Source organism: Pseudomonas uvaldensis (assembly GCF_021271205.1).
Classification (GTDB): domain Bacteria; phylum Pseudomonadota; class Gammaproteobacteria; order Pseudomonadales; family Pseudomonadaceae; genus Aquipseudomonas; species Aquipseudomonas uvaldensis.
This window is the reverse complement of sequence record NZ_JAIWKS010000007.1, coordinates 20285-36411: the sequence shown is the minus strand read 5'-3', so window position 1 is coordinate 36411 and position 16127 is coordinate 20285. Positions and strand designations below refer to the sequence as shown.

Genomic DNA, 16127 nt, shown 5'->3' with positions numbered 1-16127 from the left:
GTGTGGGAGCGGGCTTGCTCGCGAAAGCGGTGGGTCAGCTTGCATAAATATTGACTGTGCCACCGTCTTCGCGGGCAAGCCCGCTCCCACAGTGGATTGGCGGTGTGTTCAAGGTTTGTTTACAAGGAGAGATCCATGCGTTTAGTTCAATTCGAATTGCCCGGCGGCGAGCGCCGCGTCGGTGTGGTCGAGGGCGATCAAGTGCGCGAAGTGCTGGGCGCGCAAACGGTGCGGGAGCTGGCGCTGGCCGCTATCGAGGCGGGTGTGAAGCTTGAGCAGCAGGTCAATGGCTTGGGCCTGGGCGCTAGCCATGACTACACAAAGCTGCTTGCCGAGCTGCGCATCCTGCCGCCGCTGGATCATCCGGACCCGGCGCACTTGCTGGTCAGCGGCACCGGCCTGACCCACCTGGGCAGCGCCTCGGCGCGGGACAAGATGCACCAGCAGGCCGGCGACGAAAGTGCCATGACCGACACCATGCGCATCTTCAAATGGGGCGTAGAGGGCGGTAAACCCGCGGCGGGGCAGGCCGGCGTGCAACCGGAATGGTTCTACAAGGGTGACGGCAGCATCGTGGTCCGTCCGGGGCATCCGTTTCCACTGCCGCCCTTTGCCGAAGATGCCGGGGAAGAGCCGGAAATCAGCGGATTGTATGTCATCGGCTTCGACGGCAAACCCTATCGGCTGGGCTTTGCGGTGGGCAACGAATTCTCCGATCACGTGATGGAACGCAAGAATTACCTGTACCTGGCCCATTCGAAATTGCGCAGTTGCAGTTTCGGCCCGGAACTTCGCGTGGGTGAACTGCCTCAACATCTGTCCGGGACCAGTCGAATCCTGCGCAACGGCGAAGTGCTGTGGCAGAACGAATTCCTCAGCGGCGAGGCGAACATGTGCCACAGCCTCGAAAACCTGGAGTTCCACCATTTCAAGTACAGTCAGTTCCTGCGCCCAGGGGACGTCCACGTTCACTTCTTCGGCACCGCGACCCTGTCGTTCGCCGACGGCATCCGCACCCAGCCGGGGGATGTGTTCGAGATCAGCCAGGCCGAGTTCGGCGCACCGTTGGTCAATGGCATTGCCCCGGTGGACGCAGTGTTCAACCCGGGTACTATCGGCACACTTTAAGAGGAGACTTGCGATGAACCAGATCCTTGGCCACAACTACATCGGTGGGGCGCGAAGCGCGGCCGGTCAGACCCGTCTGCAGAGCGTCGATGCGAGCACCGGCGAAGCCTTGCCCGGCGAATTCATCCAGGCCACGGCAGAAGAAGTCGACGCCGCCGCCAAGGCCGCCGCTGCCGCTTATCCGACTTATCGCAGCTTGAGCGCGGTGCGTCGGGCCGAGTTCCTCGACGCCATTGCCGATGAGCTGGACGCCTTGGGTGATGAGTTCGTCGCCGTGGTGTGCCGTGAAACCGCCTTGCCGGCGGCGCGTATCCAGGGCGAGCGCGGTCGTACCAGCGGCCAGATGCGCCTGTTCGCCAAAGTCCTGCGCCGGGGTGATTTTTATGGCGCACGCATCGACCGAGCGTTGCCTGAGCGTACACCACTGCCACGCCCCGATCTGCGCCAGTACCGCATCGGCCTGGGCCCGGTGGCGGTGTTCGGTGCGAGTAACTTTCCGTTGGCGTTCTCCACCGCCGGTGGCGATACCGCGTCGGCCCTGGCCGCCGGTTGCCCGGTGGTGTTCAAGGCCCACAGCGGCCACATGGCGACGGCCGAATGGGTGGCGGACGCGATCATCCGCGCCGCCGAGAAAACCTCGATGCCAGCCGGTGTGTTCAACATGATCTATGGCGGTGGCGTCGGCGAGTGGCTGGTCAAGCATCCGGCGATCCAGGCCGTGGGCTTCACCGGTTCCCTGCGCGGTGGTCGTGCTCTGTGCGACATGGCGGCGGCACGCCCACAGCCGATCCCGGTGTTTGCCGAGATGTCGAGCATCAACCCGGTGATCGTGCTGCCCAAGGCCTTGGACACCCGCGCCGAAACCGTCGCCCGCGACCTGACCGCTTCGGTGGTGCAGGGGTGCGGCCAGTTCTGCACCAACCCCGGCCTGGTGATCGGTATCCGCTCGCCGCAGTTCACCGCGTTCACCCAACAAGTGGCCGCGCTGATCGGCGACCAGGCGCCGCAGACCATGCTTAATGCCGGTACGCTGCAAAGCTATGGCAAAGGCCTGCAAAAACTGCTGGCTCACCCCGGCATCGAGCATCTGGCCGGGCGCGAGCAGCAGGGCAACCAGGCCCAGCCGCAGTTGTTCAAGGCTGACGCCAGCCTGCTGATCAACGGTGACGAGGCACTGCAGGAAGAAGTGTTTGGTCCGACCACGGTATTCGTCGAAGTGGCCGATCAGGCCCAACTCACTGCTGCGCTCAATGGTCTGCACGGCCAGTTGACCGCGACGATCATTGGCGAACCGGCGGATTTCGAACAGTTCGGCGAGTTGACGCCGTTGCTGGAGCAGAAAGTCGGTCGCATCCTGCTCAACGGTTATCCGACCGGTGTCGAAGTGTGTGACTCGATGGTCCATGGCGGGCCGTACCCGGCCACGTCCGATGCCCGTGGCACGTCGGTGGGTACGTTGGCGATCGACCGCTTCCTGCGGCCTGTGTGCTTCCAGAACTACCCCGACAGCCTGCTGCCGGAACCGCTGAAGAATGCCAACCCGTTGGGGATCCTGCGGTTGGTGGATGGGGTGATGGGGCGCGAAGGGCTCTGAGCCTTGGGGTGGCCGGCACGTTGTGGTTGGATGTGCCGGTCTCTTCGCGAGCAAGCCCGCTCCCACAGGGATCAGCGGGGCCACATACCACAACAAATCCTTGTGGGAGCGGGCTTGCTCGCGAAGGCGATGGCCCTGGCATCAGCCTATCCGGAGCCTGACCCCGGACCCACCTCCACATTGGGTTATCATGCCGGCTTTCCCCCAAGAACGACTGATCGCCATGACTGCCCAGACCGACACCTTGCTGCAAGCCCTCGAATCCTGCGACATGCTGATCATCGACGGGCTGCACGCTTTCGATTTTTCCTTCGATGAACAGGACCAATTGCACGTCGAGTGCATGAACGGTCGTACCCTGGAACGTTGGCGTTTCACCCCGGCGCAAATGCAGGCCGCGACGTTCGACAAGGCTGCGAATCACTGGATCATCTCCAGCGATTCGGGCGACCACCAATTGGAGTGCGTAGAAGCGACCAGCGGCCACAATGATGAGGATGACGAACATGAAGATGCGTAGTCTCTGGCCGCTGTTGATGGCCGGCAGTGTGGGCGCCATGGGCGTTCAGGCGGACACCGAAGAGCGCCATCAACTGTTGGTGGGTTCCTACACCGCCGGCCAGAGCCAGGGTCTCTATCGCCTTCAGTTCGACAGCCGCACCGGCCAACTCGATGCCAAGCCGTTGCAGGTGATCAAGACTGACAATCCGTCGTGGTTGACCCTTTCGCCGGACATGAGCCGCCTGTTCGTGGTCAACGAAAACGGGCCGGGTCAGAAGGATCCGGTGGGCAAGGTCAGCAGCTATGCCATCGATCCCAAGACCCATGAACTGAGCCTGATCAACCAGGTGCAGTCTCTGGGCAACGAGCCGACCCATTCCAGCCTCAGCGGCGACCGCCGGCATTTGCTGGTGAGCAACTATTCGGTGATGGAAGACCCGGGCGGCACCCTGGCGGTGTTGCCGGTGGGCGCCGACGGCAAGCTTGCGCCCCCGGTGCAGTTGAGCAGCCATCAGCCGAGCCGGGTCAATCCCGAGCGGCAGAGGTCGGCCCATGTTCACTCGGCGGTGTCCTCTCCCGATGGCCACTATGTATTCGCCAACGACCTGGGGGCGGACAAGGTGTTCGTCTACCGCTACGACCCCAAGGCCAACCCCGAACTGCCGCTGACCGCCGCCGACCCGGCCTTCGTCCAATTGCCACCCGGCAGCGGGCCGCGCCATCTGTTGTTCAGCGCCGATGGCAAGCACGCCTGGCTGACGCTGGAGATGAGCGCACAGGTCGCGGTGTTCGATTACCGCGAGGGCCAACTGACCCAGCGCCAATTGGTCGACCTGGCGCCGGGTAAGCCGCAGGCGGGCAGGGCGGCGGCTGCGCTGCACGCCTCGAAGGACGGCAAGTTCCTGTACGTGAGCAATCGGGGGACCAGCAACGAAGTGCTGGTGTTCGCCATCGACCCGGCCGCCGGTACGCTCAAAGAACTTCAGCGCCGCTCCGTGGAAGGGGACCATCCGCGAGAGTTCAGTCTGGATCCGAGTGAAAAATTCATGCTGATCGGCAACCAGAAGAGCAATCAGATCGTGGTGGTGGAGCGCGATCTCAAGACCGGTCTGCTGGGTAAAACCGTGCAGAAGTTGGCGATGGATGCACCGAGCGATCTGAAATTCATACTGCGTCAATAGACCGCAGGCCCCGTTTTTCGGGGCCTGCGCCGTTGTATCAATGAGGCTGATATTCGCTAGCAGTGCAAAGCATTTCAAGACGAGACGCCTCGGCGCGTAAGTTTGCTTCACGGCCCAACCGGGCAAGACAGCCAACTGAATCCGAGGATACCGCCATGAACCTTAACCTTTTTTCCGTGATCGCCGCTTCCGCTATCTCCGCCACCGTGGCATTGCCAGCCAGTGCCAGCATCGAGATCAGCGACAAGAAAAATCGCACCCAGACCTACACCGAGAAATACCTGCAACAAAGCGCCAACTTCTACGCCGCCCTGGATCACAAGTCCCAACACTGAGCGACGTGCGACCTCTGAAACCTGCGATCTTTTCATCTTTCAAGAAGAGAAAAGATCGCAGGCTTCGTCGTTTTCATAAGGCGCTTCAGGGTGTTCTGAAAATCCCGCTGTAATATCACATGGCCATGTGTTTAAATTTGACGCTGAAAAATTGACTCCTCCTCACAAGGATCAACACCATGGCGATGCGTCTGGCAATGATGCTGCTGTTCCTCTATTCCACCCCGATTGTTTCTGCCGCCCAGCCGGTTCCCGGCGAGCCGGAAGCGGCGCGTGAGCGATTACTCAGCTTGCTGCAAGAGTGATCGGGTGAATCAGTCAAGCCGCAGTCCTTGTGGGAGCGAGCCTGCTCGCTCCCACAAGGTCCACAGGTATTCAGCCGTCTTACTTGACTTCCACCGTACTCAGCCCATTCCCTTGACGATGCACCCGAATCTGCACCGGGATCCGCTCATGCATCTCCTGCACATGGGAAATGACCGCGACCTTGCGTCCCTGGGCCTGTAAGCCGTCGAGGGCATCCATTGCCAATTGCAGGGACTCAGGATCGAGGCTGCCGAAGCCTTCATCGATGAACAGCGATTCGATTCTCAGCGTACTGGACGCCATCGAGGCCAGGCCCAGGGCCAGGGCGAGGGATACCAGGAAGGTTTCGCCGCCGGACAATGAATGCACCGAGCGCAGCTCATCACCCATTTCCGTGTCCAGCACCAACAGACCGAGCATGCTGCCGCCGCGCTTGAGCCGGTAGCGTCGCACCAGTTGTCGCAGTTGGGCATTGGCGTGGTGCACCAGTAAGTCGAGGTTGTAGGCCTGGGCCAGTTTGCGGAAGCGATCGCCGGTGGCCGAGCCGATCAGTGCATCCAGTCGCGCCCAGCGCTGGTATTCGGCGTAAGCCTGTTCGATTTGCAAGGCCAGGGCCTGGTTGGCGTTCTGCCGGCGTTGATCTTCGGCTTGCTGGGCGCGTAGTTCGGCGCACTGCTGTTCGCTGGCGTCACATTGCGTCTGCAGTTCGTTGAGGGCATCGACCAATTGTTCCGGCGACAGATGGCCGTTGTGCTGGGCCTGATGGTTCTGCAAACGCTGCTCACGTTCGGTCAGCAGCACACGGGCCTGTTCGATGGCTTTCTCGGTGTTGAGCAGTCGCTGGCGCAATTGCCCGACGTGTTGCTCGTCCAGGCCGAGCAGCGCTTCAAGGGCGGCGTCGTCCAACTCCGGATGGGAAGTGCGCCATTGGGCAATGCCGGCGGCCAGCGCCTGACATTCCGTCTCCAGCGCCAGCGCCTGTTCCTGGCGGGCCTTGAGTTCGGTAGCCAGTTGCACGAGGCTGTTGCGCAGCTCGTGCAGTTGCTGGTTGGCCGTCGTCTCGGCGGCGCGTGCCTGCTCCAGGGCCTGGTCGAGCTGCTGCTGCCACTGTTCGGCGCTGGCGTGATCGCCCAGCAATTGTGTGAGTCTTTGTTGGCAAGCCTGCCGTTGCTCGGTCAAGGCCTGGAGTTGCTGGCGCGCCGACTCCAGTTGCTGGGTCCGGGTCTGCTGGCGGTCCTGTTCTTTCTCCAGGGTTTGCTGGCGCTGGAGCTGTTCGCTGAGTTCCTCGCGCTGCTGTTCCTGCTGCTCCAGACGCTGGGCGATCTGCCGGTCCAGCTGCAGGAAGGTGGCGGCGGGTTCGGTGCGCAGGGCTTGCAGGGTGTCGGCGGGCAGCAAGGTGCTGAAATGGCTCAGCTCCTCGTCCAGGCGCTGACGGTCGTGGGCCAGTTCCTGTCGCTGCTTATCCAGGTGTTGGGTTGCCTGCTGGCTCGCCGTTTCAGCGCTGCGCAGGCGTTGAGTCAGGCGCGAAGCGTCCTGTTGCAGGGTCAGGAGGGCGGCTTGTCGTTGTTCATCCTGGGTGATGCGTTGGTGGAGCTGGTTGTTCTGCTGGGTCAGCCAGGCCTCGCGTCGGATCCCGTCCTGCGCCAGCAGTGGCGCGGACAGCGGATGGGCTTCAAGGCTGGGCGCCAGGCCTTGCTGCTGGCTGGCGAGCTGTTCCTGTTGCTGGCGCAGCTCTTTGAGCTGGGCGATGACGCCGCTGTATCGGGCGCGCAGGTCGATGACCTTTTCATTGAGCAGGTCGACGGCTTTGCGGGCGTTGGCCTCTTCATGCTCATCATGACGGCCGAGGCTTTGCAGCAGGGCCTCGGGTTGATGGTAAGGATGCTCGACGCTGCCGCACACCGGGCAGGGCTGGTCGTCCTGGAGTTGGGCCCGCAGTTGCTCAACGCTTTCGCTACGGGCCAGGCGTTGGCGCTCCAACAGTTCACGGGTGACCGTCAGGGTCTGTTCGGCAAGCGCCAGTTCGGCCTTGGCTTCACTGCCCTCGCGCACCAGCCGGTCGCGCTCCTGCAACGCCTGTTGCTGGCGTTGTTCCAGTTCGGCATTGCGCTTGTCCAGCTCTTGCTGTTGGGCCCACAGCCGCGTCAGCTCCTCGAACGCACGCTGTTGTTTGCGGTTGTCCTGTAGCAGGTTGCCAAGCAACTGGATCTGTTCGGCCACTGCTTCGGGCTCGGCGCCGGCTTCCTTGTAGAGCACTTCCAGTTCTTGCCGGCGGGCCGTCAACTCCTCGCTGGCGCTGGCGGCGCTTTGCTCCAGGGCGGCGAGTTCGGTCTGGCCCTTGTTCAGGCGGTTGCCGATCAGCATCAGTTGCTGGAGGCGATCGCGATAGGCATTCCAGGCGTCACTCAACGGGGCGAGGTGCAGGCTCTGCTCCAGCTCATCGGCGATGCGCTGTAAGCGCCCGGCCACCTGCCGTTGCTGTTCCTGCAAGGTTTCAAGGGTGTGCTGGCCCTCGGTGCAGGCTTGTTGGGCCTGCTGTTGGCGCTCGGCGCCCTGGTCGGCGTCACTGGACAGGCGGGCGAGGGTGCTCTGCTCTTCGAAAGCCTGGCGCAGCAACGGCGCGCTGTCGGTGCTTTGCTGGCGGGCCGCAACCAACGCCAGTTGCGCTGCACCCAGGGCCTTTTCCAGTTGCGTCTGTCGTTCGGTCAGGTCGATCTGTTGCTGGCTGAGCTGCTGGATCTGTGCCGCCAGGGGCGCCAGTTGCCGGGTCAGTTCCGTCTGGCGGATGAACTGATGCCGCTGGGGCGCCAGTTGCTCCAGGCGAGTCAGTTTCAGGCGGTCGTCCGCCAGGGCGTTCCATTCGGCCTGGGCCTGTTGCAGTTGCTCGGTGGCGCTGGCGTGTTCGTCCTGCAGCTGGTGCAGGTCCTTGAGCCAGGTGTGCTGCTGCTCCAGTTGCTTGAGTTGTGCCTGCTGGGTCTTGAGCCGTTGCTGGGCTTCGTTGAAACGCTGGTCCAGCTCCGCACGTGCTTCAGGTGCCAATGGCGTGACGCCAGTAGCCTGCTCCTGCAATTGCCGGTGGTTTTCCTTGGCGTGCTTGGCCTTGTCGAAGGCCCGCCGGCCGAGCCGGGTGTACAGGGCGGTGTCGGTGAGCTTTTCCAGCAGCTCGCTGCGTTCGTTGTCATCGGCCTTGAGAAAGGCGCTGAACTCACTCTGCGCCAACAGCACGGCGCGGGTGAACTGCTCGAAGTTCAGGCCCAGGACCGCTTCGAGCTGAGTCTTGTATTCACTTTTCTGGCTTGCCAGCAATTGATCGTTGTCCAGGTCCCGCAGGCTCTGGCGGCTGGCTTGCAGTTTGCCGCCAGCCTTTTCCCGGGCGCGATTGGCCTCCCAGCGGGCGCGATAGCGGCGCCCGTCGATGCCCCGGAAATCCACTTCGGCGTAGCCCTCGCCGGTGCCGCGGCGCAACAGCGTGCGTGGGTCGCCCGTGGCGATCTCGCCGTCGGCATCCGGGACCTTGGCGTCGCGCCCGGTGTTGTTGAGGCGCGGTACGGCCCCGAACAACGCCAGGCACAGTGCGTCGAGCAACGTGCTCTTGCCGGCGCCCGTCGGGCCGGTGATGGCGAACAGGCCGGCGCTGGCGAGGGGTTCGGCGGTGAAATCGATGTCGAACGGGCCAGCCAGGGAGGCGAGGTTCTTGAGGCGGATCGCAAGGATCTTCATGGCTGCTCGTCCTCCATCTGCACGTCCTGCAACAGCGCGGCAAAATCCTGGAGGGTCTGTTCGTCCACTTCGTTGCCATAGGTGTCCTGCCAGGCGCGGCTGAACAGCTCGTGCGGGCTCAGTTGATCCAGCTCGATCAGCGCCGCGTCGTCATCGGCGCGCCCGGCATCGCCGGTGCCGGCGTACTCGGCGGCGATCCGCACCAGGCGCACGGCTTTGCCTTGCAGTGCACTTTCCACCTGGTGGCGCAGGTCTGGTTGCGGTTCGTCGAGGCGTACCCGCACTTCCAGCCAGGGTTGGCGTTGGACATCGGCCAGCAGGTCGACGTCGGGCAATTCCTTGAGTTGCACCAGGATCTCGGCGAGGGGCGCCGGGCCCAGGCGTTGCAGATTGACGGCACGGGGAATCAACCGTGGCTCGACCTTCGCCAGGGTTTCGCCGTCCAGGGTGATGTCCAGGATCTGATGTTGATAGCCGATCTCGGAGAACGACAGAGGAATTGGCGAGCCGCTGTAGCGGATGCGTTCCTCGCCGTTGACCTTCTGTGGCTTGTGCAAATGACCGAGGGCAACGTAGCTGATGCTCGTGCCGAACAGGCTGGCGGGCAGGGCCTCGGCGTTGCCGATGATCAGGCTGCGCTCCGAGTCTTCGGACACGGAACCGCCGGCCATGTGGGCGTGACTGACGGCAATGAGTGCCTGGCCTTTCTTGCGCTTGGCGTTGGCAGCGGCGATCAGCCACTCGTGGACCTGACCGATGCCTCGCAGGTAATCATCCCCCAGTTGCGCGCCGGTCACTTCGGCGGGACGCAGGAACGGCAGGGCCAGGCACCACGCCTTGACCTTGCCCTTGGCGTCGGGCAGCGGCAGCAACAGGCGCTCGACGTCCAGTTGTCCGTCGTCCAGCCACAACACCCGGCCCAGGGCATGGGTACGCAACCGCCGCATCAGGGGGGCGGGCAGTTCGATCCGTGAGCCGGAGTCATGGTTACCGGCAATCATCACGATGGTCAGGTTGGGGGTTTGTTCATGGGCGCTGACGATGAAGTCGTACAGCCGCTCCTGGGCTTTGACCGGTGGGTTCACGGTGTCGAAGATATCCCCGGCGATCAGCAGTACGTCGGGTTTTTCACTGGCCAACTGGCGCAGCAGCCACTGGAGGAAACACGCGTGCTCGAAATCGCGCTCCTGGCCGTGCAGGTTTTGCCCCAGGTGCCAGTCGGAGGTGTGGAACAGACGCAAGGTGAACTCCATAAAACAGATAATGGCCGCAGGAAGGGAGAGGCGGCTAAAAGAAACAGAGTTTACTGGGAAACAGGCGAGAGGACGTGTTCAACTTCTTACTTTGGGAGCATTTGCTGTGGGAACAATTGCTGTGGGAGTAAAGCTTGCTCGCGATAGCGGTGGGTCAGGTTGCAGTGAGGTTGAAAGGGATGGCCTCATCGCGGGCAAGCCTTGCTCCCACAGGTCCCCAGGGGTTCGCTTCCCCTGACTACTTGGGGTACAGCGGTGGCAAGCCCGAGTCGCCGGCCGAGTTCGGCGTGCCCTCGGTGGGCGGAATGGCACGAATCGCCCGCCACAGGTCTTCACCTTGCCAGTGCTGGCCGGTTTCGCTGTAGAGGGCACCATTGAGGCCATCGAGGGCGTCGGACAGCGGCACGAAGCGCGCCGCCATGTCGGCCAGTGTTTCCGGTTGCTGTCGGGCCCAGGCATCCAGTGCCTGGCGGGTGGCGTGAGGGTCGTTGGCCAGGCAGGTCCGCTTGAGGTCGTCCAACAGGGTGCGCGGGCTCGGTCCGGCCTGGGCCGCACGCAGGACCGCCGGTTGCGAGCGGGCCCGCCACCACAGACCGAAGCCCAGTAATGTGGTACAGGCCAGCAGCAACGAAGTCAGTTGCCAATACCACAGCGCGTCGCTGTCGACCGTCGTCACGACCTGGGGCGCACCCGCCGGTGTGTCCACCATCAGGCTTGGATTGTTCGCCACCTGCAGGGTCCGCGCCGGGAGGCTGGTTCGGTCCAGGTGATTCTCCAGGGTGTTCCACCAGATCACTTCCACCGGTGGCAGTTCGATGGTCCCGCTGCGGTTGGGCACCAGCGCCTCGCGGTCCTCGCGACTGCCCACCAGCCCGCGTTCACTGCTGCGGCTGCTGAGAACCGGTTGGTCGGGATAACGACGCAAGCCATTGATCTCCGTGGCGGGCAGGGGGGGTAACTGGGAGCTGGCCAGGCCTTCGGCTTCAAGGGTCAGGCTGCGGGTCAGGGAATCGCCCACCTGGCTGTGGGTCGGTTCGGGGCTCCAGCTTTCGCTCAGGGAAAGGCTGCGGGCCGGCAGCCACGGCACATCGGGCGGATAGCTGGCCGGCTTGGGGTCGACGGTCAGTCGCAGGTGTTCGGAACTGACGCGCATCAGCTGGCCGGGCTTGGGTCCCGATGGCGCGGCGCCCTGGGCCACCGGCTCGACCAGGGTCGCGCTGAACGTCTGGGCCGGTATCGTCAGTTCGCCGCTGCGCTGGGGGTAGATGCCATAGCGCAGCTCGATCACGCCATGACGTACGTCATTGATGACTTTTTCATAGGTGCGCGATTCGCCTAGCTGCTCGGTGCGGGCATCGGGGATGTGCAGCGGCGTCAGGCTGCTGTCGTCGTACAGCGACACCGAATGGTAGATACGCAAGGTCAGGATCGCCTGGGCCTGCACGTACACGCGGTTCTGGTCGAGGCTGGCTTCGATGAACACCGGTGCCAGAGTGCCTGAGGCGTTGCGGGTTTCGCTTTCGATCACTTGCAGGGTGATCGGTTGGCTGCTCACTTCCCCCAGTTGCAGGGAAGGGATGATCACGGTGCCGCTCTGGCGTGGCAGCAGGGTCACGATCCAGCGAGTGGTTGCGCGGTTTTCGCCGTCCAGGGTCGTCAGTTGGTTGACCTGGCGGGTGCCACGCACATCGAACAGCGCCTGGAGCGGCCCCAGGTCAGGCTTGCCGAACAGCGTGGCGTCGTTGGATTCCAGGGTCAGCTCCACCGTTTCCCCGGAGTTCAGGCGGCTGCGATCGACACTGGCGGTCAACTGCGCGGCCTGGGCTGCGCAGATCCAGAGCAGCAAGACAAGGAACTGGACGGTGACGCGGATCATTGGGTTTTTCCCTGGACCTGGTGGCTTTGTTGTTCATACCAGAATTTACGCCGGAGCAGTTCGCCCGGATTGTCCGGAATCTGGCGCAACCATTGTTCCAGGGCCTGGCGTTGTTCTTCTTCGTTGCGTTGGCCGGCGGCGGGGCGCAGCGGCGGAGTGGTGGTCTGTTCATCGGGCAATTCGCTGCCCGGTACCTCCTGGGCGCTGTCGGGTGTCGTGTGCGATGCCTGGGCTTCATCCGGCGGGGCCGTTGCCTCGTCGGATGGCGATTGGGCCTGCGAGGACTGGGACGGCGTTTCGGCGCTCGGCGATTGTACCGCGGAGTCCGGCGATTCGTTATCGGCAGGCTTGGGCTCGTCCGGGGAGGCCTGTTCTTTCAACAGGCTCTGCACCAGGGCTTTATTGGTCTGGGCGGGGCGCAGGTCCGGTTGCAGCTCCAAGGCTTGTTCATAAGCATCCAGCGCGGCTTCCAGCTCGCCGCTCCTGGCCAGTGCGTTGCCGCGATTGTAATGGGCGCGGGCGTCGGAGCCCTCGGCAAAGCGTCGGGCGGCTTCGCTGTACTCTCCGGCTTCGTAGAGGGCAACGCCTTGCCATTGGCTGTCCTGGAAATGGGCGGCGGCCTCGGCCGGACGTTTTTGCTTGAGCAAATGCTGGCCTTGTTGGTCGGGGCGCAACCACAAGTCTTCGAATTCGAAGGCGTGCCCGGTCTGTGGCAGCACGAACAGCAGCGGCAGGCAGAACAGCCAGCCCCGGCGCCCGGCACAGGCCGCCAGCAGCAACAGTGGCAGGAGCAACCAGTACCCCTGGTCGGCCCAGGTGTCCAGGCGCAGCGTCTGGCCGTCGTGGCGCAGATGGCGAGGGCCATCCAGCAGACCGAGGCCTCGCAGGTCGCTGTCGTCCAGACGTGCGGGGCGGTAACGGCCGTCCAGTTCGTTGATGAAGGATTTGAGGCTGGGGTTGTCCAGGCGCGGTATCAGAATCGCGCCTTGCGCATCCTTGAGGTAACTGCCATCGCTTTGAGCCACCGGCGCGCCCTCTCGCGTACCGATGCCCAGCATCAGCAAACGGGTGGCCGAGCCGTCCAGCACCTGGCGGATGCCCTGGCGTTCCTGCTCGTTCAAGGACGAGCCGATCAGCAGGATCCGGCCATGACCCAGTCCGCCCTGGTCCAGCAGGGCCATGGCCTTGTTGATTGCCAGGTCGGCGCGATGCCCCGCTTGAGGCATGATCGAAGGGGTCAGGGCTTCGAGCAGGTTGGCGCTGGTGGACAGGTCGTCGGACAGCGGCACCAGCGTATGAGCACTGCCAGCGTAGACGACGATTGCGGTCTGGGCATCGCTGCGGTTATGCAGCAGGTCCAGCAGCTTGCGCCGCGCCTGTTCCAAACGAGTGGGCGGTACGTCGGTGGCGAGCATTTCCGGGGTCAGTTCGAAAACCACCACCAGTGGGTCGGCGGGCTTCTGGCTGGCCTGTTCGACCCGTGCCCAGCTGGGCCCGAGCAACGCCAGCACCATCAACAGCCAGCCCAGGCCGAGGGCAATCCAGGGCAAGCGGCTTTCCCGGCCGCTGCCGCCACTGAGCAGTACGGCATGGAACGCCGGCGGCAGGATCATCTGCCAGCGACCGACCCGTTTCTGCCGATGCCACAGTTGCCAGAGCAGCCATCCCAGCAAGGGCAGCACCAACAAGAAAGCGGGGCGCAACCAGTGCGGCCACAGACCGATCATCGCCGCCTCCGCAAACGTAGGCGCTTGAGCCGTTGGCGCCATTCGACGGATTGGGCAGGTTGGAACAGCGACTGGCTGAACAGGCGCTGCAAGGGGTTGTCCGGCCAGCGTTCGCGGGCCGCGAGCAATACGCTCAGCAGCAGGGCGGCACTCAGTGGCCATTGATACAGCGCCCGGCTGGGACGTGCCTGGGTCGGTTGCTGGACCACCGGTTCGAGTTGGTCGAGCGTGCCCTTGATCTCAAGCAGCTGTCCGCCGTCCTGGGCCCGGAAATATCGACCGCCTGTAACCTGTGCGATTTCCCTGAGTGTGGGTTCATCCAAGTCCAGGCTCGGATTGACGCCGAGGAAACCCGCCGTGCCGCTTTGCTCCGGATCGGCGCCAATGCCGATCGGGTAGATTTTCACGCCCTCGTCGGCAGCCAGCCGGGCGGCGGTCAACGGATCGATTTCGCCACCGTTATTGGCGCCGTCAGTGACCAGGATCAGCACACGGCTGTTGGCCGGGCGCTGGCGCAGGCGCTTGAGCGCCAGGCCAATGGCGTCGCCAATGGCGGTATTTTTGCCGGCGATGCCGATGCGCGCCTCGTCGAGCCAGCGTCGCACGGTACGGCGATCGAAGGTCAACGGTGCTTGCAGATAAGCCTGGCTGCCGAACAGGATCAGGCCGACCCGGTCGCCTTCGCGGTTTTCGAGAAAGTCCCCCAGCATCTGTTGGACCAGCGTCAGGCGACTGACCTCTTCGTCCTGCCAGCGCATGTCAGGAAAGTCCATGGACCCGGAAACATCCACCGCCACCAGCAGGTCACGGCCGCTGGCAGCAATCGGCAACGGCTCGCCCAGCCATTGGGGGCGGGCGGCGGCGATCAGCAGAAGCAGCCAGAGCAGGATGAAAGGTGCCTGCTGGCGCCAGCTCGGCAGGCTGGACCGGGCGCGACGGCCGACGAGGCCTTCGAGGTCTTCCAGGAAACTGACCTTGAGCACCGATTCGCCGCTGTCGGCCGGAGGCAGCACCAGGCGCATCAGCCAGGGCAGCGGCAGCAGGGCGAAGATCCACGGCCAGGCGAACTCAAACATGCTTGCGAATCCAGATTTCGATGGCCTGGGTCAGGCCGGCGATGGCTTTGTCGTCCAGCTTGCACTCCGGTTTGTAAGCACCTTCGACCAGCACCATCCAGCGAGTCAGGCCGGCCGCCGGGCAGCGGTTATCCAGGAAGGCCAGCCATTTTCGCCCGTTGAGAGTGTGGCTCTGGCTGTAGGGGTAGTGGTTGCGGCACACGCGCTTGAGCAGTGCGTTGAGCTGTTGTAGCCAGGCGCCGGCCGGCGCGCCGTCGTAGGGCTTGGACAGTTGGGCGAGTTCGGCCAGGGCGGCCAGGCGCACTGGGTCCAAGGGTTGCTCGGCGCTGGCGGTGGTGCGCTTTGCCGGGATGAACCGGCGTAATTGCCACAGGCCCAGGCCCAGGAGCGGCAACAGCACCAACAGCAGCCACCAGCCCGGCGCGGGAGGCCAGAAGCCGATAGGGGGCGGCGCCATCAGCGGCTGTAATTGATCGAGACTGCTCATCGGCTTTTCCCCGGTCGTCCGGGATTCAAGTATTCGCGCAATTGTTCGACCATGTCACCCTGAGTACTCAGTGGCATCAGCAGGATCCGCAGTTTCTGCGCGAGCATTTCCCAGCGACCCAACCGTGCTTCGGCCTGGGCGCGATAGGCCTGGCGCAGTTCGACATTCAGCGTATCGAGCTCCAACTGCGCGCCGCGCTGGGCAAAACGCAGCAGACCAGCCGCGGGCAAGGCGTGATCCAGTGGATCCGACAGCGGCAGCAGCAACAGGTCGCAGTGTCGCGACAGCAGGCTCAGTTGTTGCTCGGCACTGTCGGACAGCGCACGCTCATCGCAGATCACGATCACCAGGCTGCCGGGTCGCAGCACTTCCCGGGCCCGACGCAAGGCAATGCCGAACGAATCGCGATCAGGCTCGCCTTCGGTATGCAGTGACTGATTGACCCGCACCAAGCGGTTGAGCAGTTGCAGCAGGCTCTGCTTGCTGCGTCGGGGCTTGACCTCGTAATGGGTATTGTTGCCGAACACCAGGCCGCCGACCCGGTCGTTGTGCCCCAGCGCGGCCCAGCCGAACAGACTGGCGGCCTGGGCGGCGAGTACGGACTTGAAGGTCAGCCCCGAGCCGAAGAACAGTCGATGGCTTTGCTCGATCATGATGAAGATCGGCCGTTCCCGTTCTTCGTGGAACAGCTTGGTGTGGGGTTCCTGGGTGCGAGCGGTCACGCGCCAGTCGATGGTGCGCACGTCATCGCCGGCCTGATAGACCCGCACCTGGTCGAAGTCCACACCGCGCCCACGCAGCTTGGAGTGGTGCAGGCCGATCAGCGGGCTGCGCTGGCCGGGCGTGGAGAACAACTGCACTTCGCGCACGCGATGACGCATCTCGATCAGCTCCGACAGGCTGACGCGGATGCCCGGTGCGGGCGCCAGTGGGTTATTCATGA

General features: G+C 63.8%; 13 protein-coding genes. 6 read left to right on the top strand and 7 right to left on the bottom strand.

Features of this window, described 5'->3' with window-relative positions:
* The first annotated feature begins 135 nt into the window (after positions 1 to 135).
* The 6 genes from araD1 to LCU97_RS26645 all read left to right on the top strand — a co-directional run bounded on the left by araD1 (position 136) and on the right by LCU97_RS26645 (position 5044).
* Positions 136 to 1128 (top strand): AraD1 family protein, encoded by a 993-nt coding sequence (gene araD1 / locus LCU97_RS17385; RefSeq protein ID WP_232777300.1) that lies wholly within the window; start codon positions 136 to 138, stop codon positions 1126 to 1128.
* 13 nt (positions 1129 to 1141) lie between these two features.
* Entirely contained in the window at positions 1142 to 2722 is a 1581-nt protein-coding gene (locus LCU97_RS17380; protein WP_232777299.1) for an aldehyde dehydrogenase (NADP(+)), read from the top strand.
* A gap of 223 nt (positions 2723 to 2945) precedes the next feature.
* Positions 2946 to 3242 (top strand): DUF5629 family protein, encoded by a 297-nt coding sequence (locus LCU97_RS17375; protein ID WP_053155336.1) that lies wholly within the window; start codon positions 2946 to 2948, stop codon positions 3240 to 3242.
* Positions 3229 to 4404 carry a lactonase family protein gene (locus LCU97_RS17370; protein WP_269802971.1) on the top strand — a complete coding sequence of 392 codons (1176 nt, stop codon included), beginning with the start codon at positions 3229 to 3231 and terminating at the stop codon, positions 4402 to 4404. The genes LCU97_RS17375 and LCU97_RS17370 overlap by 14 nt, the downstream gene beginning before the upstream one ends.
* Positions 4405 to 4559: 155 nt before the next feature.
* A complete protein-coding gene (locus LCU97_RS17365) occupies positions 4560 to 4739 on the top strand; it encodes a hypothetical protein (protein ID WP_053153761.1) in 180 nt (59 codons plus the stop codon).
* Positions 4740 to 4918: 179 nt separating this feature from the next.
* On the top strand, positions 4919 to 5044 hold the full coding sequence (locus LCU97_RS26645; protein ID WP_256222672.1) for a hypothetical protein: 126 nt from the start codon (positions 4919 to 4921) through the stop codon (positions 5042 to 5044).
* A gap of 79 nt (positions 5045 to 5123) precedes the next feature.
* Here the strand turns inward: LCU97_RS26645 and LCU97_RS17360 are convergent, their stop codons facing one another.
* The 7 genes from LCU97_RS17360 to LCU97_RS17330 all read right to left on the bottom strand — a co-directional run bounded on the left by LCU97_RS17360 (position 5124) and on the right by LCU97_RS17330 (position 16125).
* On the bottom strand, positions 5124 to 8765 hold the full coding sequence (locus LCU97_RS17360; protein WP_232777297.1) for an AAA family ATPase: 3642 nt from the start codon (positions 8763 to 8765) through the stop codon (positions 5124 to 5126).
* Entirely contained in the window at positions 8762 to 10006 is a 1245-nt protein-coding gene (locus LCU97_RS17355; protein ID WP_232777296.1) for an exonuclease SbcCD subunit D C-terminal domain-containing protein, read from the bottom strand. The genes LCU97_RS17360 and LCU97_RS17355 overlap by 4 nt, the downstream gene beginning before the upstream one ends.
* Before the next feature lie 250 nt (positions 10007 to 10256).
* Positions 10257 to 11894 carry a BatD family protein gene (locus LCU97_RS17350; RefSeq protein WP_053153753.1) on the bottom strand — a complete coding sequence of 546 codons (1638 nt, stop codon included), beginning with the start codon at positions 11892 to 11894 and terminating at the stop codon, positions 10257 to 10259.
* Positions 11891 to 13621, bottom strand: a complete 1731-nt coding sequence (locus tag LCU97_RS17345) for a tetratricopeptide repeat protein (protein ID WP_232777295.1) — start codon at positions 13619 to 13621, stop codon at positions 11891 to 11893. Before LCU97_RS17345 ends, LCU97_RS17350 begins: the two co-directional genes overlap by 4 nt.
* Positions 13618 to 14697, bottom strand: a complete 1080-nt coding sequence (locus tag LCU97_RS17340) for a vWA domain-containing protein (RefSeq protein WP_232777294.1) — start codon at positions 14695 to 14697, stop codon at positions 13618 to 13620. Before LCU97_RS17340 ends, LCU97_RS17345 begins: the two co-directional genes overlap by 4 nt.
* On the bottom strand, positions 14690 to 15184 hold the full coding sequence (locus LCU97_RS17335; protein WP_232777293.1) for a DUF4381 domain-containing protein: 495 nt from the start codon (positions 15182 to 15184) through the stop codon (positions 14690 to 14692). The genes LCU97_RS17340 and LCU97_RS17335 overlap by 8 nt, the downstream gene beginning before the upstream one ends.
* Positions 15181 to 16125 (bottom strand): DUF58 domain-containing protein, encoded by a 945-nt coding sequence (locus tag LCU97_RS17330; RefSeq protein WP_053153740.1) that lies wholly within the window; start codon positions 16123 to 16125, stop codon positions 15181 to 15183. The genes LCU97_RS17335 and LCU97_RS17330 overlap by 4 nt, the downstream gene beginning before the upstream one ends.
* Positions 16126 to 16127 lie beyond the last annotated feature (2 nt).